The sequence below is a fragment of the Sphingobacterium faecium genome, assembly GCF_003054045.1.
GTDB classification, from domain to species: Bacteria; Bacteroidota; Bacteroidia; order Sphingobacteriales; family Sphingobacteriaceae; genus Sphingobacterium; species Sphingobacterium faecium.
Map to the genome: position 1 here is coordinate 359416 of NZ_QBKH01000002.1, position 26276 is coordinate 385691.

Annotated in this window: 20 protein-coding genes; 16 read left to right on the forward strand and 4 right to left on the reverse strand. The window is 36.6% G+C overall.

Annotation, left to right across the window (positions count from 1 at the left end):
• Positions 1-359 precede the first annotated feature (359 nt).
• Both C8N37_RS05935 and uraH read left to right on the forward strand, forming a co-directional pair.
• On the forward strand, positions 360-692 hold the full coding sequence (locus C8N37_RS05935) for a heme-binding protein (RefSeq protein WP_261775280.1): 333 nt from the start codon (positions 360-362) through the stop codon (positions 690-692).
• A gap of 38 nt (positions 693-730) precedes the next feature.
• The gene (gene uraH / locus C8N37_RS05940) at positions 731-1138 is read left to right on the forward strand and encodes a hydroxyisourate hydrolase (protein WP_108158055.1); all 408 of its coding nucleotides are present in this window, start codon (positions 731-733) and stop codon (positions 1136-1138) included.
• Between the two features lie 154 nt (positions 1139-1292).
• Here the strand turns inward: uraH and C8N37_RS05945 are convergent, their stop codons facing one another.
• Together C8N37_RS05945 and C8N37_RS05950 are read right to left on the reverse strand one after the other, a co-directional pair.
• Positions 1293-1508, reverse strand: coding sequence for a hypothetical protein (locus tag C8N37_RS05945; protein WP_108158056.1), 216 nt, complete (start codon positions 1506-1508; stop codon positions 1293-1295).
• 24 nt (positions 1509-1532) lie between these two features.
• Positions 1533-2024 (reverse strand): hypothetical protein, encoded by a 492-nt coding sequence (locus C8N37_RS05950; RefSeq protein WP_108158057.1) that lies wholly within the window; start codon positions 2022-2024, stop codon positions 1533-1535.
• Between the two features lie 632 nt (positions 2025-2656).
• Between C8N37_RS05950 and C8N37_RS05955 the strand changes: the two genes are divergently transcribed.
• The 9 genes from C8N37_RS05955 to C8N37_RS05995 all read left to right on the forward strand — a co-directional run bounded on the left by C8N37_RS05955 (position 2657) and on the right by C8N37_RS05995 (position 16274).
• A complete protein-coding gene (locus tag C8N37_RS05955; protein ID WP_170114485.1) occupies positions 2657-3700 on the forward strand; it encodes a helix-turn-helix transcriptional regulator in 1044 nt (347 codons plus the stop codon).
• A gap of 722 nt (positions 3701-4422) precedes the next feature.
• Positions 4423-5589 (forward strand): HEAT repeat domain-containing protein, encoded by a 1167-nt coding sequence (locus tag C8N37_RS05960; RefSeq protein WP_108158059.1) that lies wholly within the window; start codon positions 4423-4425, stop codon positions 5587-5589.
• Between the two features lie 12 nt (positions 5590-5601).
• On the forward strand, positions 5602-7038 hold the full coding sequence (locus tag C8N37_RS05965; protein ID WP_108158060.1) for a glycosyltransferase family 2 protein: 1437 nt from the start codon (positions 5602-5604) through the stop codon (positions 7036-7038).
• A complete protein-coding gene (locus C8N37_RS05970) occupies positions 7031-9850 on the forward strand; it encodes a tetratricopeptide repeat protein (RefSeq protein WP_108158061.1) in 2820 nt (939 codons plus the stop codon). The genes C8N37_RS05965 and C8N37_RS05970 overlap by 8 nt, the downstream gene beginning before the upstream one ends.
• Positions 9837-11972, forward strand: coding sequence for a DUF4838 domain-containing protein (locus C8N37_RS05975; protein WP_170114486.1), 2136 nt, complete (start codon positions 9837-9839; stop codon positions 11970-11972). The genes C8N37_RS05970 and C8N37_RS05975 overlap by 14 nt, the downstream gene beginning before the upstream one ends.
• Before the next feature lie 70 nt (positions 11973-12042).
• On the forward strand, positions 12043-12501 hold the full coding sequence (locus C8N37_RS05980) for a DUF1573 domain-containing protein (protein WP_211322206.1): 459 nt from the start codon (positions 12043-12045) through the stop codon (positions 12499-12501).
• A 143-nt stretch (positions 12502-12644) separates the two neighbouring features.
• Positions 12645-13064 carry a hypothetical protein gene (locus C8N37_RS05985; protein ID WP_146171026.1) on the forward strand — a complete coding sequence of 140 codons (420 nt, stop codon included), beginning with the start codon at positions 12645-12647 and terminating at the stop codon, positions 13062-13064.
• Between the two features lie 78 nt (positions 13065-13142).
• Entirely contained in the window at positions 13143-14738 is a 1596-nt protein-coding gene (locus C8N37_RS05990; protein ID WP_170114487.1) for a helix-turn-helix domain-containing protein, read from the forward strand.
• Positions 14739-14993: 255 nt separating this feature from the next.
• The gene (locus C8N37_RS05995) at positions 14994-16274 is read left to right on the forward strand and encodes a CotH kinase family protein (RefSeq protein WP_170114488.1); all 1281 of its coding nucleotides are present in this window, start codon (positions 14994-14996) and stop codon (positions 16272-16274) included.
• Positions 16275-16569: 295 nt separating this feature from the next.
• Here C8N37_RS05995 and C8N37_RS06000 read toward each other — a convergent pair whose 3' ends face one another.
• Entirely contained in the window at positions 16570-17814 is a 1245-nt protein-coding gene (locus C8N37_RS06000; protein ID WP_108158067.1) for a phage integrase SAM-like domain-containing protein, read from the reverse strand.
• A 288-nt stretch (positions 17815-18102) separates the two neighbouring features.
• Between C8N37_RS06000 and C8N37_RS22755 the strand changes: the two genes are divergently transcribed.
• From C8N37_RS22755 to C8N37_RS06015, 4 genes are all read left to right on the forward strand, one after another.
• Positions 18103-18264, forward strand: a complete 162-nt coding sequence (locus tag C8N37_RS22755) for a hypothetical protein (protein WP_170114489.1) — start codon at positions 18103-18105, stop codon at positions 18262-18264.
• Positions 18265-18324: 60 nt separating this feature from the next.
• Complete coding sequence (locus tag C8N37_RS06005) at positions 18325-18729, forward strand: response regulator transcription factor (RefSeq protein ID WP_108158068.1); 405 nt, start codon at positions 18325-18327, stop codon at positions 18727-18729.
• A gap of 93 nt (positions 18730-18822) precedes the next feature.
• Positions 18823-19644, forward strand: coding sequence for a helix-turn-helix domain-containing protein (locus C8N37_RS06010; protein WP_108158069.1), 822 nt, complete (start codon positions 18823-18825; stop codon positions 19642-19644).
• Between the two features lie 137 nt (positions 19645-19781).
• Complete coding sequence (locus C8N37_RS06015) at positions 19782-20222, forward strand: hypothetical protein (protein WP_146171027.1); 441 nt, start codon at positions 19782-19784, stop codon at positions 20220-20222.
• A gap of 263 nt (positions 20223-20485) precedes the next feature.
• Here C8N37_RS06015 and C8N37_RS06020 read toward each other — a convergent pair whose 3' ends face one another.
• Positions 20486-21718, reverse strand: a complete 1233-nt coding sequence (locus C8N37_RS06020; protein WP_108158071.1) for a hypothetical protein — start codon at positions 21716-21718, stop codon at positions 20486-20488.
• A 347-nt stretch (positions 21719-22065) separates the two neighbouring features.
• Here C8N37_RS06020 and C8N37_RS06025 point away from each other — a divergent pair, with 347 nt between their 5' ends.
• The gene (locus C8N37_RS06025) at positions 22066-26136 is read left to right on the forward strand and encodes a hybrid sensor histidine kinase/response regulator transcription factor (protein WP_108158072.1); all 4071 of its coding nucleotides are present in this window, start codon (positions 22066-22068) and stop codon (positions 26134-26136) included.
• Positions 26137-26276: the final 140 nt, after the last annotated feature.

The following is a 26276-nucleotide window of genomic DNA, read 5'->3' on the forward strand; positions in this document are numbered from 1 at the left end:
TAATGCTAACGTATGAATGGTTAAATGATGATGAGCAATAAAAATATGTTAAATATAATTGCGCTGTAATTACAATTTTAGTAAGAATCTTGATCTAGGTCAAGATTCTTACTAAAATTTAAAGTCTAAATTTGTAATAAAATATGCGTTTAAAAATATATTTTCTTATGTTGTGATATATACCATTATTATCGTTTGCACAATCTAATACGACCGCTGTTTGTCAATCGGTAACTGTTGATTAATCAAAGAGTATTGATATCTATGTTTTTACATCTTTTCAGATGACTTTAACAGGAGCTAATGAGTTAAGTACTTTGGTAAGGGCAAGAGCGATAGAGTTGGGAAAATAGATATCCATTGCTGTAGTTGATGTAAATGGTGAGGTTATTTTAATCAATCGAGGAGATGGTGTTGGCCCACATAATTGGGAAGCGTCAAGGCGAAAGGCATTCACTGCACTTTCAACTCAAACAGCTATTTTGATTTTTACTAAAAATGCAAAATCTAATCCGAACACAGAAAATTTAGCACATCTTCCTGAGCTTTTGCTTTTAGGTGGCGGTGGTCCACTTTATTTTAAAGATCATCTCATTGGTGCAATTGGAGTGTTTGGTGGAGGGGGACCTGAAAATGACGATATAATCGCAAGAGCGGCAAAAATATCAAAATTTGATATCGTAGCCCAGTAAAATTGACAATTTGATCTATTAATTTAATACAAATAAACATGAAAAAAATAATCTTAATTACCCTACTGTATATATCGTGCAGTTTTGTATTTGCTCAAGCTCAGACATACCAGTTGTCGAGTCATATTTTGGATATTTCTACAGGACTTCCTGCTCCTGAAGTGCCGGTTAAGCTTGCAAAATGGAATGAAAAAGAGAAAATATGGACTTCGGTTGATCAAAAGAATACAGATGAGAATGGAAGAATTAAGGATTTTTTAGAACAAAGTAAATTCACGACCGGAATTTATAAATTAACATTTTTAGTGGCTGATTATTTTAAGAGTAAAAATGTAACGAGTTTCTATCCTTTTATTGAAGTTGTTTTTGAAATCAAAGACAATAAGCATTATCATGTTCCGATTACATTGTCTCCTTTTGGATATTCGACTTATCGGGGTAACTAGATCTGGTAAATAATCCTGAGCATAACCATCCGTTATTGTACTAAACAAGCAACGCCCCTTTATTGAGGGGCGTTGCTGAAAAAATCTTCTTTCCTACCAGAACTTATCTTGCTTGTTGCACTTTTAACTCCAAATCGATTGATACTGATCAGGCTTATTCTTGTATACGCTGAATAGCTTGTTCCGAATCAAGTTCAACTTCATTTTCATCAAAAAATACCTCTGCTACATCTGCCTTAGATATTAAGTAGAACTTTTCATTCTTGGAATTGACAAAAGTAGTTTTGACTACATTGTGTCCATCTTCTAGCAGATTTTCGCTAAATGTTGGAGTCAGATCATAGGTCTGTTCGTTTAAAATATAGAGCATAGTTAAATGGTATAAAGTGAAAGTTTATGGTCTCCAATCTTGAGCATAGCCTGAACTTTTGTTCAACCAAACTGAATATGGAAAATCGATTATTTTTAATGGAGAAATGTTTTTAAGAATAAATCCACCTTCTTCTTCCAGGTAAGCATCTGGATTTTCACCCTCGGCTATAGGCATCACTTTAAAAATAGCATCCTTGTCCGTTTCATTTATATCCGATTGTAGCAACTTCACATGGTTCTCCAAGAGCCATACACTTAAATCTTTATTGCTGAGAGCTACAACATGTGGAATTTCGGCATCGAAATTAGCTAATTCCTGCACTGCTTCGTTCGGAAAAAAATCATTTAAATAGTTTTCATAGATCTTTCTGTCTTTATTTCGCAATGCATAATTTTTGATGATCAATCGATGTGGATGTCGATCAAAACTAAAATTTGTTGGATTTTCTAAAAATCCGTAATGCTGATTATACAATATAATCCTTGCATCCATATTATTTTTTTCTTCTTCCATAAAAGTCTATTTTTAATAAAGAAATCAATAGGAGTACCTTATCCTAAAGGCTTAATCTCGCACACCTACATCCAACGATTAGTTTCTCGTCTATATGGATAACGCCAACCGATCGTTTTATTTACTTCATGTAGTATTTTAACAATTTAAGCTGAAATAAGTTCTGTTTAAAGTAAATATACATGGCGTGCAGATAACGGTTTTACGTCTTGTGTAATCATGAAAAACAATCTAAACACATCTACTATGTAAGTCAGCGGTGTTTATGCTGATAGCGGCCTATTGCACCACTCAATTCTGCTGGTCTATTATGGTGACTCCACGCATTTTAATCTTCATTAAAAAACGAGCTATGTATGGTCGCGAAAGTAATTTTTTGCTTTAATCTCATAAAATGATGTTTCGATATGATTTGTAGTTTATTGACTACAACTATAAAGAATGCACTTATTCAAGCATAATAGTTTCTGATTTTAAACTAGATTTGAGTATAAATTACATCTATAGAGGAAAAATTAAAAACATTCTCTCTTTACTATTGGATATAATGAATCTTAACCTATTGGATTATGCTATTGACCGTTATTATTTTACTGTTGTTATGCTTAGATATAATTTTTATTTATATTGATATGAGAAGCGAACAGCAGACATTTTATCGCCCTCTTGCACTTATATTATTTTTAGGTATATTTCATCTGTTATTTGGATATATCTCTAGTATTCTATATTCACAATGGTTATACTTAACCTTATGTTTTCCTTTGGGGCTTCTTTATGGTCCTGCTTTTTTCTTATTGGTAAAAGATCTGGGACTGACTAAACCAGATCGTGGTTTATGGAAACATTTAATTCCATTTTATTTTTCGTGTTTCATTTTTACATTGCTCGTATTCCAAACTTCCCTGCGTTATCAATATCATTTTGAGTATGCTATATTTTTACACTTCTTTAGTTTGGTACAGCTGGTCGGGTATATTATCTGGCTATGTCCCGTGATCTCACCTCTACTGGTTCAACTTTCAACGGGGCTGTTGCGAACAGCAACAGGCTATGCTCTATTTATTGTTATGTTAGGATTGTGCATGAAATCATTACTGCAAATGGTTGTAAATGGCATAAATATGCATATTCAAAGTCAACTTCTGATGCTGATCTACTTATTTTTTCTTTTATCAGTATCTTTTTTATTGCTTATATATGGTCAAGTTAGACGAAATAATCGAAATCAAATCGAGGGTTCTGTCAGTAAACAAAGTCGTGCATTTACGATTCCAACTCCTTCAAAAAAAAGAACTACAACAAGAAAATCCATCTTGCTAACCAGAGATCAGGAAATAGCTTATCGCTTCCGAATCGAAATTTTTATTGAAACTCTTGCATTTTTGGATAGTGACATGAATAAAGATAAATTTTGTCAGCTAGTCGAAATACCAAGTTCACATGTTGCATCTTTTTTAAAGCAGGAATTTGGAAGGGGTTTTAATGGATTTATTAATCAGTTGCGCTTGAATTATGCAGCTAGACAATTGAGATCAGATGATCTTATCTATACGATCGAAGATCTTTCACTGATATGTGGCTTTAGTTCGAGAGCCTCTTTTTATCGAAATTTTCAAACTGAATTTGGTTGTTCTCCGCATCAATTCAGATTTGAAAAGAAGTCAGCCGTTTAACTAATTTCTGATCAACGTACTGACTATGCTCTTTTCAAATATTTTACAGCGAGCGCATAGATTCCGAGATCAAAACTTTTAATCAGATGGTACATATCCGTCACTTTTCTGACATCTTGTTAGAATCTGAAATATTTCGTACGCTAATCCTTTCTTATATACTTTTTGAGACAGATGTACTGATCCGCTTCGATAACGATGGGTGATTACATCAGGATGGTAATATCTAATTTTATAGGTGATCATGTACGCTCATACTGGAAAAAAATTTTGTTCTGATCTCCATCTTTTCCGATGTCCTATTAAAATCTCCAAAATCTTTTCTCCTAGATACTTTCATCTGGAATTTTTGATAAAAAATTTATTGATCCACAGGAACAGTAATCATACTTTCCTCAAGCCTAAAATGTCTTATTTTAAAGGTAGTCATGTATACTGCTGATGGAAAAACTTTTTCTTTTAAAGGTAAAATGTGGTCACTATGTTTTTTGCAGTAAATCATTTTAAATTTTTATAAAGCATTGTTAATGAGTGGTTTTTAATTTTTTTCATTTCTTTTTATACTAATTTGAGATAGTGCACATCAACCTTGTCTTCGAATATGAGACATATAAAATCGAAACGAAATATAAACTTTGTTTTACGACACGACAGCTATAATTGGTCCGGTGCTGATGGTTTCTGATGTGTTAGAATAAATTTTATTAAATACAAAGATCATTATGTACTACGATTATTATCTCTATTATTTGAGCTACTTGAGCTCTCTCTATAATGGTTATCCTTTCATCATTAGAATGACCGTATTTATGGTTATGGGATTGGCATTGGTTATTATTTATGGCATACTACGTTTGCTTTATATGGGACTTATGATCCATTTGAAAGCGAATCGGATAGCAAAAACTAAAACGCATTTTGAAGAAAAATTAATCTTCGTCATGAAGAGTAGAACAAATTATGACGTCGAAGAGATCCAGCAGCTCTTGAACTATGATATCTCGAATACAAAACGATGGAAACCGGAGATCATTACGGACGTTGTTTTGGCTGTTAAAAACCTGATGTTGCAAAGTGGTGAATTGAACACAATTAATTATAAGAATTGTTTGCAAGCACTTCATCTAATGGCTTTTTGGGAAAAAAGAATTCGTACTTCTGGTGTGGGTAAAAGAAGGGCTGCCTTGCAGATCGTTGGTGATATGGATAATGGGATCAATAGTGGGATACTTTCAAAGTCCACTTTTCACAAGAATAGGTATATCCGAAAGACAGCGCGCGACTTATATACCAGTCAAGATACGTACAATCCTTTTCGATTTATGGAGGAAAATTTTGATGATGAATTTACCCAGCTCGATAAATTAAGATTGCATGCAACGCTAATTAAGCGTTCAAATGAGGGGAAACTCCCCAACCTGATGCGGTGGGTGAGCAGTTCGAAAAACCCAAATTATATCATTTTTATAGTGAGAGAAATAGGCTATTTTAAACAGCATGAAGTCGCTGAAACTTTAATGGAATTTCTTGAGAAACACGAAAACAGAGATGTGAGGACTCAAGTTGTATTGACGTTGGGAGAACTGGAACATCATGCATGTTCCGCACAGTTGATCGCTAGGTATACGCTGGAGTCGACGGTGGTGCGGACTGCCATCATCAAAACCATGGGTAAACTAAAAAGTGACCTGACTTTATCATTTCTTGTTGATGCTTATCACGCAACAGCTGATGCCAATACCAAACTTTTGATCGCCCGAGCGATTAGCAATCATGAAGAGCAGGGCGATCATGTACTCAGGACATTACAACGTGAAGTAAGTCGCGATGAAAAGGAGCATATCCTTTTGGATCAGGTTTTTGCTGAGAAAGCAATCGTTTCATTTTAAATCTTATCACAAATGGTTTATTTTTTTACTTACGTCGTCTATTTTTATGCGACTGCTCTTGCTTTTCTCTACGTGCTCTTGATGATCCTGAGTTTTTACAAGACACGGCGGTATCGGTCTCATTATTCGGCAAGAGAAGAAGATTATCTTAAGAATTTTCCTGATGAAGCTCCTGGAATTTCAATCGTCGCTCCGGCATTTAACGAAGAGGTCATTATTTATGATAGTGTTAATTCGTTGCTAAATCTTGATTATCCGAAGTTTGAAGTGATTATCGTAAATGATGGTAGCAAAGACAAAACCATGGATATTCTGATTTCGGAGTTTGAGCTGGAAGAGGTTCCTTATTTTTATGTGTACAAAGTTTATTGTAAACAAGTATATCGGGTATTGCGCTCTACCAATCCAACATTTAGCAAGTTGATTGTCGTAGATAAAGAAAACGGAGGAACTAAAGCTGACGCCATGAATGCAGGGGTCAATATGGCCCAATATGATTATTTTATTAATACCGACGTAGACTGTATACTTGCGGAAGATACCTTATCAAAGATCATACTTCCAGTTCTAGACTCTGATAAGCAAGTGATTGCGGTTGGAGCGACTATGCGTATGGTGAATAGCTGTACCATTGAACGAGGTCGAATAACGCGTGTAAAACCTCCAAATCGATTAATTCCTCTGTTTCAGGAAACGGAATATCTCCGGTCTTATCTGGTCGCCAAAATGGGGTGGTCGATGCTCAATGCAGTACCAAATGTGTCAGGGGGATTTGGACTTTTTGATACCCAAGTAGTGGTTGCTACTGGTGGATTTGACTCGGCTTCGCATGCCGAAGATATGGATATGACAACTCGTATGGTAGCGTTTATGCGGGAGAATAATAGATCCTATCGGATTGCTCAATGTCCTTACAGTCTGTGCTGGACGGAAGGTCCACCCAATATCAGGGTTTTAAATAGACAACGTACCCGTTGGGGGCGTGGGATGCTCCAATTTATCATCGATCATCGCAAATTTTTTCTGAATAAGGATTATGGTAGGTTGGGTTTTTTGGTGATGCCTTATATTGTCTTCTTTGAGTTCCTTGCTCCAATCATAGAGTTTTTTGGTTTTTTGTTCCTACTTTTTTTATTGCTTACAGGTCAGGTCAATTATGACACTTTTTGGATGATGCTACTGTATGTTTATCTGCTCGGCTTAGCGGTTTCTATCATTACGATATCTTATGATCTGATTTTAGAAAAATTGTACCGGAATTTTTCTGAATACTTAAAGCTGGTAGTATTTGCGGCTTTTGAAGCAATTATCTACCATCCATTGATCGTCATATTCACGCTGAGAGGCTATATCCAATATTTAACTCGCAGCAATTTTAAATGGGGGCAAATGACAAGACAGGGATTTTCTCCATCCAATAACGCTAATACTGTAAAAAACAATGCTTAAAAGATTAACATATTTTAGACTACTAATCGTCATTTTTGGATCTCTATATGGCAGTCAAACCATCTATGCTCAACGTGCAGGTACAACGAATGAACGAAATGAGGAGGCCTCAAGAATCAATGAACGCTATAAGCAAGGAAAATGGGAAGAGGGAAAAAAACTGGCAGAAGAATTTCTGAGGAAAAATCCTAAAGATTCTGATATGAGAATGCTTGTCGGTAAATATCACCTGCATCATCAGCAATATGAACAGGCACGTTATGAACTGGTGAAATGTTTAATGTATGCGCCTGCCAGTGTGGACGCTAAGCACATGTTGGTCGCGGTGGAGACAGAGACACAGCGATATTCCAGCGCGATCTGTTATATCAATGAACTCCTGGAGGTCAATCCCTATTGGAAGGGTTTGTGGCGAAAGAAAATCGATCTGTATCGTAAGATGGGAAATCAGGTGGAGGCCGATCGCCTGCTAAAGCGTATCGTCCAGATTTATCCGGAGGATGGTGATCTGAATAAAGACCAATCTTATATATTGGACCAACGACTTGCTGATGTGAAAAAGTCTGGGAAAATAGATGAAACCATTCAAATGTCAAAAAAATTGATTGATGATCAACCTCGCCAAGCGGAAACTTACTTGTCGCTGATCAATCATTATATCAAAGCAGGAGATTATAATAATGCGCTAGTTTACACGGAAAGGGCATTGAATCAATTTGATGGAAATCAAAATTTTGTACAAAAAAAGATTGCTATTCTAGATCATCAACAGCGGTATTCGGAAATCCTTAGTCTTTTGGATGTGGAAATGAAAAATGGCAGAGCGAGCAATTTGCGCTCGCAGTATAACTATTTTTTATTGGAGGCTGCTCGAAATGCGAAAAATAATGATCCCCTAAATTTATATGGAAAGATATTCACAGGTTCTCCAGGAAATCGGGAAGCATTTGACTATGTATTTAGTGAGTTGCTTGCTAAAGAACAATATGAAGAGGCCCTGACAACTTTAATAAAACATAAAAGAAGTGTCGGCGGAAATAAGGATCTGGATATGAAAGAACTTACTATTTATAAAAAGATGAATGCTCATGGTAAGGTGGCGGTACTGACTCGTGAGTACATGGTAAAATACCCTACTGATTCGGATCTTAAGCAATCTTACGTCACCATCATGCTCCAACAGGCAAAAGCGAATATGTTGGATGGAAGAGTGTCGGTAGCCATTTCTGATTGGAAGGAGATCATACAGCATGGTGATCCGGAAACTTCGAAAATAGCTCAACATGGTCTGTATCATGCTTATGTGACTGAACAAAACTATCCAAATGCGATCATGCTTTTAGATGAGATGCTTTCGAATAATCCCAAAGATGCTGATCTGACACTGAAAAAAGCAGATCTGTATCATAAACAGGGACGTTATAAAGATGCACTTGGGTTATATGAACAAGTCATTGGATGGGCTTTACCAAAGGATCGAGAACGGCTTATTGGAGGTTATGGGGATTTAATTGGACCATGGATCAAAAAGTTTAAAGAAAATTATGATTTGGACATTGCTCGGAACTTAGCTGAACGTTGGCTTTCTATCGATGAAAAAAATCACGACGCTCTACTTTACCTGATCAATCTCTCTTATCAATTAAAGGATTATGAGGCCATGTTACGCTATGCTCAACAAGGAGTAGAGCAGCATGGATCGGATTTGACTTTTACCATTAAATTGGCTGAAGCAATGAACCACAAGGTCGATAAATTGGACGATTCTTGGAACTTATTACATCGACAAGCGCAATTGAATCCTTATCATGAGCCCTTGATCAATACGTTTGTCAATACAACTGAAGTTTATGCTGGAAGATTATTGAAAACGAAAGATCATCAGTTGGCCTTGTTGGCAATCGATACAGCGCTTTATTATAAAGATGAGAATAAAACGTTGAGGTATATGAAAGGATTGGCCTATGAAGGGCTCAAGCAGTATGACTCGGCGTATCATTATCAACAGTTTTATGAACCGTCACTTTTGGAATTAAAAGATTTCAAAAGCCATCTGAGTTATCTCGGCCAAAAATCACTTCAAAACTATGTTGGAATTTCTCATTTAAGAGCAAGATTTGGAGATGACTATGTCATATCATCGATCTCAACAGTGGAATATACACGATTGGCTCGTTCGGGTGCTTCGTACACGGGTCGGATTAATTATGCTGGGCGAGCTGACGGTAAGGGAATACAAGGTCAAGTAGAATGGTCAAATCCTTGGACAGATCAACTATCGACTCGAATAGATCTAGCACTTTCAAATCAGTTTTTTGCAAAACTCGCACTGAATGCAGCAGCGATGTATACTTGGAAACCAACTTGGGAAGGGGAGGTGGGACTAGGCTATAGACGATTTTTTACCCATCAGAATTTAATGAATCTGAATATTGGGGTGACCAAAGAAATGGATGATTTCAGATTGAGTGCAAAATTAAGTAATTTTTTTCTGGATAGCGAAGGCGAACGATTTTACCTCTATAGTGTCGTTGCTAAAGCACAATACCTGATGAATAATCCTAGAAATTATATACTTGCTCTCGGAAGTGTCGGTAATGCTCCGGATATTGACTTGTTAAACAATCAATTGTATAATAGTTTCCATGTGTTTAATGCGATGGTTGGGGCTGGAATAGGCAGATCGATAACCAAAAATGTTGGGGCAAGCGTCATAGGCACTTGGTATAATTTCCAAACCGACCGATCGGTCATTGCTACTTCATACCGCAATTTATATAATCTATATGTCCAGCTTCATGTCTCATTTTAAAGTAATTATACTTTTTATATTTTTTCATCTTTTGAACAGCTGCATTGGAAAGGGAAACGGATTTGATTTTTCTTCCAAGTACTTGTTGATCGCATCTAATGGTGATAAGAGAAGTATGGAAGCGGCAGATTATTTTTATCATCATCTGCTAAAGAGAAAGTTCGCACATGATGAATTGATGGTACATCGTTCGGATGAGCGACAGGGGCAGGAATCGCATGTGATCATTTATTTTGAGGTGGTGCCCGATTTGGAAAGTGATTATGAAATAATAAATGAAACAGGCAGATTAGCGCTATTTGCGAAACATAGATCAACGCTCAGATGGTTGTCTTATCTGTTGCTAGAAAAATTAGGGCAGGATGATCGATTAGATATTGCTGATCTTCCTCCGAATTATCTTGATTTTAAAAGCCGCAAGTCTAATTTTTTTATGAAATATCGGGAACCACATCTTCGTCCGAATGTCGAGCTGGATTATGCTGGGGTTATGTGCACGCAAAGTATCGACGGGGATTGGGGATTGTGGGGACATCATCTGGAACGTGTTTTCTTGGAAAGTATTCCACAGGAATCGCAAGCAGAGGTGCAGGGAAAAAGGACAAAAGAACAGTTCTGTTTCTCTTCGACATCGACTTTTGAGGCAATTTCGAATTTCGTTATAGATGGGTACGGTCATGGAGAGAAAGAAGCCAAATGGTTTATGATAAGTCCGAATGATAATAATTTAGTCTGTACTTGTTCTTCATGTATCGATCATGGAAACACGACTCATAGTGCTACCGGCGCAGTTACATACTTGGTCAATAAACTTGCTCATGAATTTCCAAACCATTATTTTTTCACCACTGCCTATAAGACTTCTCGACAAGCTCCAAAGGAGAAAATGGCTACAAATACTGGCGTATTTGTCAGTTCGATCGACCTCCCGAAAAACCCGATATTAAACAAAAAGCAACAAGAGGTCTTCGATTTTAGCGATGCTGTGAAAAGGTGGAAGGCAAAAACAAATGCGGTATATGTTTGGGACTATGTGGCAAATTTTGATGATTACATGACTCCCACTCCTGTTCTGCAACGTGTGAAAGCACAGCTGAGTTATTTTTCTGAAATAGGTGTAACGGGAATATTTTTAAATGGAAGTGGTTATGATTATTCGCCTTTTGATGACGTGAAGACATATGTCTTCAGTGCATTAATGATTGATGAAACTCTTGATGTCCAAAAACTGGTAAAGCAGTATTATCAAAAATTTTATCCAATAACGGGCTCTGTGTTATGTTCCTATATGATGGATATGGAGGCTATAGCGCTTCAGCATAATGTTTCTTCGGATGTATATGTTTCTTTTCGTACAGCGATGGCCACTTATTTTGATGCAGAAAAGTTTATGAATTTTTACCATGACCTGAACCAATTGAAACCTCTGCTGTCAGGAACTGAAAAATCAAAGATTGATCAATTACTGACAGCTCTGAGCTATACGAAATTACAGATTGTCTACCATCGGAGCAGTATCGAAAATGGATTTTTGAATCAGATAGATAGCAATAAAAATACTGTTGATATGGATGAAGATATAAGACGACTGGCAAAATACAAGGAATATGAGGGTTTACTAAAGTATAAGGAAGAGGATGGTCATTTTTCAACTTATCTCTCCGAATGGAATGATATAATGAAATCTCCTTTAAAAAGAAATCATTTTGCCCATCCAAAAGTGAAGGGAATGCTGTCGGGTGAAATGTATCAGGATGCTCGACTGTTAACTGACAATATGCCCGGATTCACTAGTGACTTTAATCAAGGCTGGCTGTTAGTCGGTGAAGATCTTAATATTGATTTTTTGACAAATTTAAAAGATAGGAAGTCGAAAGGGATTGTCATGAGATTTTTGATTAATCAGAAACATCGTATGGCTATGCCTGATCGGGTGGAAGTATTTGCAGAAGGTAAAATGATCTTGACATGCACAGCAAAAGATTTTAGGTTTGGGACGACTGTCGCGCGGTTGGAAAAAAAATTGATCATACCAAATGGTACGCCCATACAAGTGCGGATTTATAAGAATAAAGTAGATAACAAATCAGTAATAGCTTGCGATGAAATACAATTATATTAATTACATATGGGTAGCAGGAATCATTTTCCTGTTGAGTTCGTGCTTGGATATTTCCAATAGAAAGACGACTATGAAAGTTGAAGATAATGAAAGACATTATTATGCTGTGTTAGCGGGTCAACAAAAGGATTTATCTTTTAAATTGATAAATACGGGAAAAAATCCACTTATGATCACGGATATTATTACTTCATGTGGCTGTCTTAAAGTAGGAGATGGAAATGGTAAATTTTCGGTTCCACCGGGAAAGGAGCGCATCTTAACGTTATCTTATAATAGTGCGAAAAATGTTGGCTATGTCAAGCATTATATAGCATTATATGGAAACTTTGAAAAATTGCCCTATCAGGAGATTGTCTTTGATATTCATGTAGTCCCCAATGCACTTTATACGCAAGATTATGAGGAACTCTATGCTGATGAGATCAAGCGTGAAGGTGGATTGAAAAACCTGGTAGAGGGGCAGGAAAATAATAAAGGTTATTATCTGGATGAGGATATGCATAAAAATATACTTCCGAAGGAATAATCTAAGCCATCGTTACGTAAATGTTAATTTATGATGTTGATTATTAATTTGTTAATTTGTTTGTGATTGGTATCATTGGGGGGATAAATATAATTGTGGATATTTAGCAACAGGTTAAATAAATCTTAGCTGCTATTATCTATATGATGAATTCAGTGTCTTATGACCCACAAGAACTTTTGATTACGTTGATGGAGTTTGAGAAGAAACTTACGTCAAGCATTGCAAAAAATTGTCCGGATCGTGATATGGCGTTATGTGATGATTTGGACAAGGCATTGGATGATTTTCTTCAACTTCAGGGAGTAAGAAATAATGAAGTCGGGTATCTGTCGTCACAACTTGCACTGCTACATCTGCGTAGAGAGATACAAAAAACGATGGAAATTGTCGTCACGACCAATAACTTGAGGGCATTTCAGGATTTTAAGGTCAAGATCGAAGAAGAAAGTCAGCAAGCGCCTGCTCTTATGCGACAATGGGGATCTAGCGATTTAATCCTTGCAGCTATTTTAGGAGGTTTAATAGCCGCAGCCTTAACTTTCTTTGTCGTATTACCGTAAGCTGAGCATCAAGCATATTCCTACTACATACTTGCTCTTATACAAGATTTAATTATGTTTAGTGTTAACCTTTTTCTTATGAAATCAGTTGGTTTTTTTATTTTTTTATTTTTTATTTTTTGTTTGATCTGTCAAGCTAAAGGTGGTTCTGGTGATGACTTTAATAGGCGCTATCTCGATGTGGTTGTTTCTTTGGTCGCATCAGATAGCAAAGAAGCGCGTCGGGTAGCAGACTCCTTGGCGAAAGTCGCGAATACCGACGAACAAAAGATCAAAGCTTTTATGCTATTAGCGAAGCTTGATGAAAATAAAGGTGATATGAAAGGATGTATTGTGAATGCCATGCGCGCTGATACCATTTCAAATGCGACTTTAAATTTTTCATGGCAAGCTTCTACTTCGGGATTTTTGGCGACATCATTTCGTCAATTGGGATTATTAAAGGTATCGGAGCGCTATCTGTCGAAGGCAGAGATCGCCAATGAAAATCAAGTAGATGTGCATATGAAAACGCTCACGAAGATCAATATTTTACATGAGCGCGCTTTTCATTGCTTTGAACAACATCGCTATAGTGATGCAAAAAAATATTTGAAGTCGGCAGCTGAACTGATCCATATGGATGGTCAAGAGGATAAAAAAGCACTTTTGATAAAAGCTACTAACGATCAGTTGATGGGGATATGCGAATTGAAGTTGGGCAATCTGGTCGCTGCAGAGTCATATCTGAATGCTTCTCTTGCAAAAATTGGAAGTGTAGAAAGTAATTTGAGACCTTATATCATGCGTGCAAAAGCGGATGTAGAGATCGAACGAAACAATCTGAGTGCCGCACTTCAGTATCTACAAATGGTAGATCCTTATTTGACTAGTGGAGAGGTAGAAGAATTGAAAATGTTGACCTATGAGTCATGGGCAAGCTATTATCAAAAAATAGGTGATAAGTCGAAATCTTTAGAATTTCGAAGCAAAGCTATTGATATAAAAGGTAAACGGGACCAAGTGGCTAGAGATATATCGGATGATTTAATTGAAATATTCAATATAAGGAAGCAATATTATAAGAATAGATACACGCTCGCAATTGGTCTAATTCTTATCATCACCATCATCGCTGCGGTTTGTATGATCTATTATGCTAAACTAAAGATTTTGTATAGGACAAAATATCAAGTTATCCATGATATACAAGATAATGATGATGCAAACACGATATCCACAACAAGGATAAATTCGGATTTTTCTACAGTGATCAATAAGCTGGAAAATAATGCTGCAATTAAAGCAAAGGAAATTAATATTGCGAAAGATACTGAAGAACGATTATATCAGGCGTTTGTAGAACAAGAGGAAGCGCATTTCTTTTTAGAGAAAAGTGTTACTTTACAGCATTTGGCAACGCTTATGGGTACAAATATGCGGTATGCAAGTTATATTCTTCAAAAATTTAGAGGCAAGGATTTTTATGATTATCTTCAGTCTAGTCGAGTCGAATATATCATTGGAAAACTGAAGACTTCACCGGAGCTCTTTGATTATAAAATTTCATTTCTTGCAGAAATGAGCGGTTTCACTTCCTTGAGTAGATTCTCGAGTGCTTTTAAAGAGGTGACGGGGATCCCCCCTTCTGCATTTATTCATTTTATGAAAAAGGAAATAGATCAAAAAAAATAATAGCATTCCTACTTGACTAAAAAAAATCTTTCTTTTAATGGAAAATCCTATTCATCTATAAAGACGAATGGTCTTGTTCTAGGCCATTTTATATGCTTATCGTAAATATCTTTTTGTACACCTCGGGTGATCTATATTATTAAAGATAAATTGAGACAGTTTATACGCATGTATTTTCTGATATAAGCGCTTGCTTTGTAGGTACATGTAAGTGATCAATAGTATCATGATGATCAGGTTTAACAAATGAAAAAAATGGATAAATTAAATATGCATAAGGATAAATTCACCTTCGTGATAAGTCAATCTTTCAGCTTCATACTGATGATCTTAGTCCTATTTTCTTGTACAAAAAAAACAAGTGTTAATCCTGAAATTACTCTTGTTGAAGAGTTGCCGCTATTGGATGAGCGTATAAAAGCGGCTGTGCCACATGTGTATATTAATATTGATGATCAACAGGAAGTCGTGGACAAAGAAGTGTATCTAAATGCTGAGATCTATATGGAAGGGAACGGTAAATTTAAGGATTTTGAAAAGATGAAAACCAAGATCAAAGGTAGGGGCAATTCGACATGGAGTAAAGCAAAAAAACCATTTCGATTGAAGCTGGATAAAAAATCTTCTCTTTTCAATTTACCTGAAGCAAAGGATTGGGTTTTACTTGCGAATTATAATGACTATACGTTAATGACAAATGCGGTTGCGATGAAAATTGGTAAACAATTGGGGATGCCTTATACGCACGATATCATATCGGTAGACTTGACTATAAATGGTGTGTATCGGGGAAATTATAATGTAACCCAACAAGTTGAAATCCACGAAAATCGTGTGCATGTAGGTCCAAATGGTATTTTGTGGGAGCTAGATACATATTTTGACGAAGAGTGGAAATATAAGACAAAACATTTTAATCTTCCTGTCATGCTAAAGGATCCAGATCCTGAATCTGAATTTCAATTTGAAACATGGAAGGTGGATTTTCAGAATTTTGAAAATTTGTTGCACGCTAAAGAATTTCCCAAGAATTCGTACGGAAATATATTTGATAAGCAGCAGTTTGTGAATTTTCTTATTGTCAATATGTTGGTCGCAAACCATGAGATCTGCCACCCTAAAAGTGTCTATATCCATAAAAAATCTGGCGGAATATTTACAATGGGACCTATCTGGGATTTTGATTTTAGCTTCGGTTTTAATGAGAAGCGGGAAAGAACTTACTTCCATGATGTTGGGCTTGATTTAATCCGGGAGAGTGACCATAGAATAGGAGCAGAATTTTATAAGAAAATATTAAAAGATGCTGAAGTGAGGGTCTTACTAAATAGGACCTGGCAAACCTATAAAAATAATAAGTTTAATGAACTGATGCAGTTTATTGATGTCTTCGCTGCTGAAATACGGGATTCGCAAAAAAGAGATTTTGAAAAATGGAAAGTTGGAAATAATAATATGGCCTTAAATAAGGCCAATATGAAGACATTTCTTAGGAAGAGGACCAAAGTTGTGGATGATTATATTGCCAAACTTTAATTGGTAAATGACTTTTATCCGTATATCTTAGTTTTTTGGTGGATGCTTGCCATGCGTAAACCAGAAGTAAATAAAAGTAGGGCTGTGAAATGCAAATTTCCTATTGATGTGATTTTACAAGTAGTAGGGCTATAGTTCTTTTGTTCCTCGTTATTGTGATCAACGAAGATGATCTGGACTTATCTATCAGTCAAAATACTGATCTTTCCGCAGTGGTGATCTCTCCAGATATCTCTGCCTTCATGATTACAGTTATTTATTGACTTGCTCGTATGCGAAGGTTATATCCTTGTTGTTAACTTTCTGTCGTAAGAAACTTTTCTTTATATGACTTTTCAAAATAGATGCCTAATGAACGAGTTCTTTCAGTATCTACACTATTAATATAGCGGTGAAACATTTGCTCAGTACTGTGACCGGTAGCTTCCATTAGGAGGGGAGTAGGAATTTTACCATAAAAGTTTGAAGCAAAACTTCTGCGACCAATATGGCTGGTGATAGCTTCCCATTTTTGCACCATCATCTCATAAGCCCTGAAACCCCGACGTTTATGCACCTTTACCAAACTTTTTATGCCTGCTATTCGAGCAACTTCTTTAATTTGATCATTATATTTTTGAATGGGTAATCGGGATGGAAATGAATCGCTATTTTTTGACATAACTACCAAAGCTGCAGGATGAAGCGGTAGAAGAATATCCTTTTGTGTTTTTTGTTGGACAAATGACATACAGGGTCTTCCATCCAGTACTTCCATCATTGCTATATTAAATTTCATAAAGTCGGAAACACGTTGGCCGGTATAACAGCTGATAATAAGCCAGTCTTTTGCGGCCTGTAAATTGGATGGAACTTCCATTCTTTTGATTTTGATCAGTTCATCTTCCGTTAACGTTATGACTTGATGGAATTTTTTTTCCTTAGGAAGCTCCAATTCATATACGTGGGTACGGATACCTCTTTTTTCTAAAAAGTTCAGGATCGTACGTACAAAATGTATCGTTCGATATGTCGTACTTTTGCTGTACTCTTCTAGTTCGCAGAAAAATAGAAATTCTTTAACAAAATTTTCATTTACTTCATTGATATAGAGATGTTGCATACGATGTCCTTCAAATCGTTCTAATAATCGAAAAAAGACCATATAGCGTTTGTAAGTTGCAGAAGAGATCATATGGTGTCTATTATTGATGTAAGCCTCCACATGTTTCAAAAAACCTCCTTCGGGAGATGCCGTATTCATTATAGATGCATTTTTTTTAATAATCCGTCCCAGGGTATTGATGGAGAATGTACGATGTTTTGTCTTGATTTCTGTTAGATAGGTGGCAATTCCGATCCGAATTCTATTGAGCAGCGAATGAAGCTTTTTGTCTCTTTTTAGGTAAATATTGTCAGGACGCTGTTTTTCCTGATTCCATCGGGAAGAAGTGATTCGCAAGGGTGTTTTTAGTAGATATTCATTTTTTTTATCATCAATAAATCTGATTGCAATGTTAGACGATACGTTAGAATCCAGTAGAATAAAATTAAAAGTCATAATAATAACATTTAGCTAATTGTTTGTGGCTAAGTTAGTATTATATATTGAGTAGTCTAATTCAGACTACTATTGAGTATAGTAAATCTACGGAAAAATTTGGAATTACGCAATAGCTAATTATAAGACAGCAGGTTAAAAGAATTAGAACTGCGATCAGCAAATCAGATAAAATATAAAAAATCAATATTCACAAGAAATATTGCACTGATAATTAATGATTTAAATATTTTTTTAAGTCTGAATTAGACTACATATTATATTTTATTTGGCGTAAAAAGAAAAAATATGAACCAAGTTAATAAGGGTAAGAAAAATTATATCCAACCAAAAATCGAAGTGATACAGGTGGAAATGGAAGGCTGTATAGCAGCAGGCCCAGTTTCATTAAATCCTATTAGCAATTCTGAAAATAAACAATTTATGGAAAAGTTAAAAATTATTAAGTAAAATTTACTAAAGTTTTATTACAAGGTAGTCTAATGGCTACAATTTATATATGTAATAGCCATGGAGCCTAAACTTAAACTTGTTTTTGTAGATGACTGTGTTTTCCAACAAGCTATGATGAAAATGCTAATCAAAAGAATGGAGATTTTTGATCTTTATTTTACCTGTAATGATGGTGTAGAATTGATAGATAGACTTGATGATTCTGACTTCCTGCCTGAAATTTGCATTCTTGATCTACATATGCCTCATATGGGAGGAATTGCGACTGCCCATGAAATTTCCGCAAGGTTTCCCGATATAAATGTTTTTGGTTATACAGCAAGTGGAGATGAGGAAGAAATTGAAGATTTTAAACGTAATGGAGCGGTACATATATTTTCTAAAACGAATCCGAGATCGATGTTGGATCAAATTTATTTATGGACAAATGGTACAGATCCATTTGACGAAAATACGATCTAAACAGATCGTTTGAATAGCCTTTTTTGGACAAATAGTTTGTATCCAGATGGAGACGAACTAATATCTTAAAACCATTATTTAGACCATGATGAAATGAATAGTGCCCCTACAGAATTTAAAATGTTTCCATTATGTGATTGGAATTACGAACAGATTTTCGTTTGGTATAAGCATGTCGATTTTTTTACCATCGTAAGAGCTTTTGAGCCGTTAGAAATTTCTATTGGAATAGAAAAATATATCGTTGGTAAAGGTAAAATGGCCTTTATAGGTTCGGGAAAAGAGTATGATGTGATCCAAAGTGGATCGTCCAGGGGATTTGCGCTCACTTTCACGGCTTCTTTTTATGAAAAATCTATTTCTGATTCTATCCTTCTCAATTCGGAACTTTTTTTTGATGCATTCCAATCGGTACAGATCACGGACACAAGTGGTGATGAGGCTGATTTTATGAAAATCATAAATCGGACTAAAAACCATGCACATCAGGTATCTGATCTTGTCATCCATAATTGTATCGAGTCATTGCTACTCGATGGGATGCAACGCATTAAATTGAATTCCAATTTGCAAGATTATGGTTCTGTGCCGATAAGAGGGGTGGTAAATGCTTTTTCGATAATGGTACATAAACATTTTAAAGAGCAGAGCAATGTTCAGTTTTATGCGGATAAACTGCATGTAACCCCTCGGAAATTAACGGAAATGTGTTTAGCGATATGGGGTAAAACCGCTAAAACAGTAATTTCTGATATCGTACTGAAGGAGGCTTTACGCTATATTAAACATACAGATCTATCGATTTCACAGATTGCCTATGAGATGGGATTTACGGATGAATCCAATTTCAGACATTTTGTGAAAAAATGTACGGGAAATATTCCAATGAGCTATCGGCAGATATATGCATTGTGATGCCGTCATAATTAACATGAAGAATGCCCTTTTTCACAGAGGTAGCTTAAAGACTATTGTTTAATTTTACGGTTCACACTGGACGATCACCTCATTGATAATAACCACCTTATCATCCTATGAAAAAAAGTGTATGCATGTGTTTATATATTGGGATCAGCTATCTGCTCTTCGGTTTTGTTAAAACTCAAGCGCAGATAGCCAACACAGCACTATCCATAACGCTAAAGCCTTTCTTATCAGTAAGCGTGAATCCAGTGTCTTTTATGGAGGTTGATGAAAGCAAGACCGAAATGCGTGCTCAGATCGCATATGCTTATCATCAATCCTTTACCCATGTAGAGGTCGGGTCCAATGAAGCATTTGAAATTCAGGTCGATCATATTGACCTTCTTAATAAAGAAACAGTAACTCTCCCTTTGCAGTTCGCTAGCAATTGGGCTAAAATTAGGGTTGATACACGTCAAGATAAAAAGGTCGGGTTCAAGATTCTGGAGGCTACGATTGATTCAGGAACTCAGAAGCCATCTTATAACGCAACAATAGAAATTTATAGATATACTATAACAGCGCTGTAATCCTGAAGATTACAGCGATAAAAAAATGGAACGAAATCCCTTCGTCCCATTATCTAACATTATTGAAGAACAATTATTATTAATAACTGTTGATCAAAGATAAATACGCTGCTTAGTTTTTACTATGTTAAAAATGGTAGATTTCATGTGTGAAAAAACCTGTGCATCGATATGAATTCAAAGATACAAAGCCCCAATCCGAAGACTCAGTCTTTGAGATCCTAAACTAGATTTTATTGTTTATAGCACTCATTAAGTATTATTTATGGGGTATAACTTCCGCTATGGCTGGTCATACCATCTTTACGCATCGCTTCAATAATAAGACAGTTGTATACGTAGTCCCAATTTGAACTCACTTCAGAATTTTGATTCAAACCATATGGCCACCAATGCTGACTATCGCCACTTAACACTGCATTTTGATCTGAATTGATCAATTTTAACATATTGTTTCCATTGGTCAATTGATATTTTCCAGCACTTATTGCTTGCTGTGACCACCAGCTTGTTGTGCCTGTTCCAAATGTGTGATTCATTTCATGTAGCATCGTGCGTATATTTTGGTAAGAAGTATTTGTTCCAAATCGCATCCACCCTTCATTATTCGCATCAGCCGTAGCAACCCCTGGTACATAGTTGAGGTATACATGCTTAGTCGCTGATGTATATTGATTGGCATACCAAACGGCACTGTCAATTGCTATTTGAAGGCGGGAGTACGCGGCAAGTTCTGCCGCTGTAGGACTACTTGCTTTGTTGAATGTATACGTGACGTTTCCTTTTTTAATCGTTCGAAAAGGAATATTGGTTCCGTAGCTCACCCCAGTTTCATTGATGGCATATGCGCGGAGATGATAATTGGTCTGTGGATTTAAATTAGATAATCCGATTCGAAATTTGCCGATACCGTTTGCTCCATGTGCAGCCTTGTTTTGTGTGATCGTCGGATTTTCTGTTGTTCCCCAACAAACACCACGCTCCGTGACTGCTCCGCCGCCACTGCTCAAAATTTCCACGTCGTAATAAGCTCGCGATGAACCGATAATAAACATCGGTGTTTGGGCAAAGTTGATAGATTGTATATCTGCAGTTTTTAAAATAACCTGATCTCCGTACGCTACACCACCTTTGTTTTTAGCATAAGGTCTGATGTAATAGGTTGTAGACTGCAAGAGGGAATGGAGTTGAACACTAAATTCTCCTGATTCTTTGCTGACTGTAGCTTCGTGAGGATTATTTTCAATCGTGGGATTGGGACTTTTGCTCCAACAAACGCCTCGATGGGTGACGATATCCCCGCCTTTATTGGTCACCCTTCCTTTAACCACCGCCCCCGAGGTGGTGATGTTGGAAAATGCTAATTTTCCAAAGCCCGGCAGTGCAATTCCTTCCGAATTTTCCATTGGCTTTACGGGTAGAAGGTCAGATGTTGATTTGGCACATGCCTGCACGGTTAAGCCAAGCATAAGCAGATAGAAATATCTTTTTTTCATGTTTTCTTTTTTTATTGTAAAAATTAAAAATTCATATCACCAGTTTCGTTGGTGTATATACAATTATCGCAACTATCTTTGGAATGGTTCGGGGGGGATTTGGTCAAAATAAGGGGGGAAATCAGCATGATCGGAGTGTTGAAATTTTAATCTGAAATTTCCATCAACTTCAATGATGCCTGCTAAATGGTTTTTTTATGCAGTTGAATAGCAAGTCACGATCTATTTCCATAAAAAATAGTTAAGATTGATTTTCTAAATATTAAATGTTAATTTAACATTTGTAAAAGGGCTGCTTTTTACATAGATTTATAGCTATACAAACCAATAATCTACGACCAATAATTATGAGGTACACCTTATCATGCCTTCTTATTCTGTTATTGCTATGCTTTGATGCTCCAGCGCAGTCATCCATTGAATATTTGGGGATTGATCATGGCTTGTCCAATGATTTCGTGACCGATATTTATCAAGATAAAGATGGGTTTATGTGGTTTGGAACTTTTAATGGCCTCAATCGATTTGATGGCTATGAATTTAAGGTTTTTAAAAATAATCCATTAGAAAATAAATCGCTTCCCGACAATCGCATCACCGATATTCTGGAAGATCAATTGGGTAATCTCTTTATTGCAACCAAGGGTGGCTTAGGGGTTTTGGACATGGATCGTAATCATTTTAGTCGGGTAAATCTTGTGAGAGGCGATTCGGAATTGCAGCCTATTGATTTTTCCATCCATCAGCTGGAGAAAGATAGCTATGGACAACTCTTTGCAGCCTCCGGAAAAGCTGGATTATTGGCTATCAACAAGGATCTCACAGCCCAAACTGTCCCTTTGTATCGTTCAGGGAAAGCATCAGGTCAAGCTTACAGTGTCAGTTCGATCTGTAAAACTTTCGATGGAAGATTGATGCTGATGGTACAGGGGATCGGCTTAGCAATGTATGAACCAAAAAAGAAATGTATTCAAGTTGTTGTGCAGGGAGATTTTAATGCGACATTGATGACTGCATCAAGTGATGGAGATATTTGGTTTTCGAATAGTTGGTCAGTTACTTGCTACAATTGGCGGACCAAAGCCTTTCAGTATTACAGTTCGCAAAATGGCCTAACCAATAAGCGGATTGTTAATCTTTATTTTGGTCAGGATCGTAAAATCTGGGTATGTACCGATGGTGATGGTATACAAAAGATTAATATGGAAACCAAAAGAATCGAGAAGAATGCGGGTTTCGATGAAAAAAAACTAACCAGTAATGCTGTTGTTGCTATTTACGAAGATACTCAGCGTCGGAAATGGCTAGGTACGATCCGAGGTGGAGTGAATGTGATCGATCCGCGTAAGGGTAAATTTCAATTGGTGAAACATCATTCACTAGATAAGCAGGTGAGTTCACGAGATTTTATTTCTGTGCTGGAACAAGCGGATCATGATCATATTTGGGTCGGTACCGATGGTTCTGGTCTGTTGAAGTGGAATTTAAAACAGAAAGTATTTGTGCCTTATCCCAATATTTCCCGACTACTATTAGAGCGCGCATTTGTCACGGGACTTATTCAGGATGATCAGCATCAATTATGGATTGGGACTTATGATTCCGGTATTTTTAAATTAGATATGGCTACCGGTCAAATCAAATCCTATACCTGTTATTATCCCCAAACTGAATATGTCAATTCAGCAGCTTGGCGTTTGTTTAAAGATAGCCGCAAACGGATCTGGGCATCGACTTTAGGCGGAGGAGAGGTCTATCTGTTTGATGCCAGGGAAGATCAGTTTAAACCTTTAAACTTACCTATATATGATGTGCTGACTTTTTTTGAAGAAAAGGAAGATATTCTCTGGATGGGATCCTGGTCTGAACTGACTCGCTTGGATCTCCAAACGAAACGCTATAAAACCTATGCAGTGGGCACACCGGTACGGTTTATTAAGCAGGCAGATCGTCATCATTTATGGATAGGTACTGAAGGGGGAGGGCTACTGTATTTTAATATAGCGACTGGACAATTTAAATCATATACAGAAAAAGAAGGATTGCCAAGTAACACCTTATTAAATGCGCTAAAAGATGAGTTTGGCAATTTGTGGATATCGACGTATCATGGTCTATCAAAATTTGATACCAAAACGCGTTCCTTCCAAAATTTCTATAAATCTGATGGGTTGCAAAGCAATCAATTTAATTATAATGCTGCACTGAAATTGTCCGACGGACACTTGGTGTTTGGAGGTATTCGAGGATTTAATTTGTTTCAGCCGCGCGACCTTTTAGTCCATGCAGTCTTTTCTCCACTCAAATTGACACAACTCCAGATTAATAATACGCCTTATGGTACTGATGCACGTTATGGTACAGATCCTCTCAATGCCATTAGCAAGCTGACAATTCCATATAATCAAGCGATATTATCCTTTTCATTCGCCGCATTAGATTATAGTTTTTCTGATCGAATTCAATATGCTTACTTTCTTGAAGGCTGGGATAAGGATTGGAATTATGTGGATAAACAACGATCAGCATATTATTCGCATCTTAAAGAAGGAACTTATAACTTAAGAATTAAATCGACGGATGCTAATGGGGGGTGGAATCCGAGTGAACGTACTATTGTGATTCAAATCTTACCGCCATGGTGGCGTACGGGCTGGGCGTATACAGCTTATGGGATGTGTGTTGTCGCGGCGCTCTATCTTTATTTTCTGTATGTCAGGCATCGAGCGTTGTTGTTGACCAAATTGAAGACTGCTGAATTTGAACGCGATAAGGAAAATGAACTTACAGAGAAAAAAGTCGCATTTTTTACGCATATCGTACACGAAATACGCACACCACTTACGCTGATTATAAATCCAATCCAAGAATTGTTGAAGGATGCGGAAGATCAGGTGACTGATTATGAAGAGCTTCAGGATGTATATCGTCATTCCAAGAGATTGCTGAATCTAGTCGATAAATTATTACTCTTCAGAAAATCCGAAGGAAACTTTGATGAACTATCTCTTGTTCATTTGGATCTAGTGAGTTTGGTCCAGGAAGTTTTTCTATGTTTTCGTCAAATCGCGCATTCTCGAGATATCAGCTACACATTGGAAACTGAAATCGAAACTTATCCATGTTATGGAGATCTTGAAAAATTGGAAATCTGTTTTTTTAATCTGCTGCAGAATGCCTTAAAATATACACAAGATGGTGGTATGGTGGCCTTATATATTAAAACTACTGCTACAGGTATTCGCATTGAAATTTCGGATTCGGGTAAGGGTACTCCGACTTTGCTGAAGGAAGATATCTTTAAGCCGTTTCAGCGGGATTTCTCGTCTTCCAATAGTGTTAAGGAAGGTTTTGGAATAGGGTTATTTTTAGTCAAAAAATTTGTGGAAATACATCAAGGCAAAATTACGTATTACTCCAATCCTGATCGGGGGATGACTTTTTGTGTTGATCTGCCACATCATGCAATTCTTGGTGACAAGGATCATATTTTAGAAGTTGCACATAGTGTTTCTTCTTGGGAAATGATGGGGTTAGATGATCCGATTGGGGCGCAAAAGGCAGAACGTGAAAATCGTCCTAATATGGAGCCCTCCGATGGATCAATTTCGATTGAACGAGAAATCATGCTTTTGGTGGATGATCATGTTGATATTCGAAATTATATCTATAAACTGTTTCAAGATCGGTTTCATGTCATGCAGGCTGAAAATGGGGAGCAGGCAATAGCAATCTTACAAAAAATAGAACCACATATCATCATTAGTGATATCATGATGGAGGGTGGTTCGGGGATTGATCTTTGTCATAAAATAAAGAAAAGTAGTCAATGGAGTCATATCCCTTTTATTCTTTTGACAGCAAGTTCTTCATCTGAAATAAAGCTAAAGGGAATTGAAGGGGGTGCAGATGACTACATTACCAAACCTTTTGATAAAGATATGCTGATGGCACGTGTAGATAATCTGATTCAGAATAGGAATCGTCTGCACGAATACTTCCATAGCGAAATTACGTTGCAATCGAATGATCATAAAATTCCTGCCGAATACAAAGCGTTTTTGGAAAAGGTGATCCAAGCTGTTGAAGCACACTTGTTGGAAGAAGATTTTACGGTAAAAGTGCTGGCCGAAACAATGGGTATGAGCCATTCGAATCTCTATAGGCAAATTAAAGCAATATCAGGAAAATCCGCTAACGAATTTATTCGATATATCAGACTTCGTAGGGCAGCACAAATTCTAATTACGACCAAATCAAATGTCAACGAATCTGCTTATCAAGTTGGTTTTCGAGATGTTAAACATTTCAGGCAACAATTTACGAAGCTTTTTGGCTGTACCCCATCAGAATATCGGAAGCGTTATCCTCATTTAAAAAAACGCTATGCTCTTGATGGACTACTTCCTCATGAATAGTACAAGAACCAAAGTAAATGATACTATTGTTTAAGATTATTTTTTCATCTACTTTTGTGTGATATGTTTTTGAATTGAAAGTGTCTGCACCAACAATAAAAAAGGCATATGCTACCTCAGGTTTAGATTTTATGATCTAA

Bases quoted from the DNA above. Each gene is read 5' to 3' on its own strand.
- uraH (WP_108158055.1), top strand. From the start codon at position 731: ATGAAAAAAATAATCTTAATTACCCTACTGTATATATCGTGCAGTTTT.
- C8N37_RS05945 (WP_108158056.1), bottom strand. From the start codon at position 1,508: ATGCTCTATATTTTAAACGAACAGACCTATGATCTGACTCCAACATTT.
- C8N37_RS05950 (WP_108158057.1), bottom strand. From the start codon at position 2,024: ATGGAAGAAGAAAAAAATAATATGGATGCAAGGATTATATTGTATAAT.
- C8N37_RS05955 (WP_170114485.1), top strand. From the start codon at position 2,657: ATGAGAAGCGAACAGCAGACATTTTATCGCCCTCTTGCACTTATATTA.
- C8N37_RS05960 (WP_108158059.1), top strand. From the start codon at position 4,423: ATGTACTACGATTATTATCTCTATTATTTGAGCTACTTGAGCTCTCTC.
- C8N37_RS05965 (WP_108158060.1), top strand. From the start codon at position 5,602: ATGGTTTATTTTTTTACTTACGTCGTCTATTTTTATGCGACTGCTCTT.
- C8N37_RS05970 (WP_108158061.1), top strand. From the start codon at position 7,031: ATGCTTAAAAGATTAACATATTTTAGACTACTAATCGTCATTTTTGGA.
- C8N37_RS05975 (WP_170114486.1), top strand. From the start codon at position 9,837: ATGTCTCATTTTAAAGTAATTATACTTTTTATATTTTTTCATCTTTTG.
- C8N37_RS05980 (WP_211322206.1), top strand. From the start codon at position 12,043: ATGAAAGTTGAAGATAATGAAAGACATTATTATGCTGTGTTAGCGGGT.
- C8N37_RS05985 (WP_146171026.1), top strand. From the start codon at position 12,645: ATGATGAATTCAGTGTCTTATGACCCACAAGAACTTTTGATTACGTTG.
- C8N37_RS05990 (WP_170114487.1), top strand. From the start codon at position 13,143: ATGAAATCAGTTGGTTTTTTTATTTTTTTATTTTTTATTTTTTGTTTG.
- C8N37_RS05995 (WP_170114488.1), top strand. From the start codon at position 14,994: ATGGATAAATTAAATATGCATAAGGATAAATTCACCTTCGTGATAAGT.
- C8N37_RS06000 (WP_108158067.1), bottom strand. From the start codon at position 17,814: ATGACTTTTAATTTTATTCTACTGGATTCTAACGTATCGTCTAACATT.
- C8N37_RS22755 (WP_170114489.1), top strand. From the start codon at position 18,103: ATGAACCAAGTTAATAAGGGTAAGAAAAATTATATCCAACCAAAAATC.
- C8N37_RS06005 (WP_108158068.1), top strand. From the start codon at position 18,325: ATGGAGCCTAAACTTAAACTTGTTTTTGTAGATGACTGTGTTTTCCAA.
- C8N37_RS06010 (WP_108158069.1), top strand. From the start codon at position 18,823: ATGAATAGTGCCCCTACAGAATTTAAAATGTTTCCATTATGTGATTGG.
- C8N37_RS06015 (WP_146171027.1), top strand. From the start codon at position 19,782: ATGTGTTTATATATTGGGATCAGCTATCTGCTCTTCGGTTTTGTTAAA.
- C8N37_RS06020 (WP_108158071.1), bottom strand. From the start codon at position 21,718: ATGAAAAAAAGATATTTCTATCTGCTTATGCTTGGCTTAACCGTGCAG.
- C8N37_RS06025 (WP_108158072.1), top strand. From the start codon at position 22,066: ATGAGGTACACCTTATCATGCCTTCTTATTCTGTTATTGCTATGCTTT.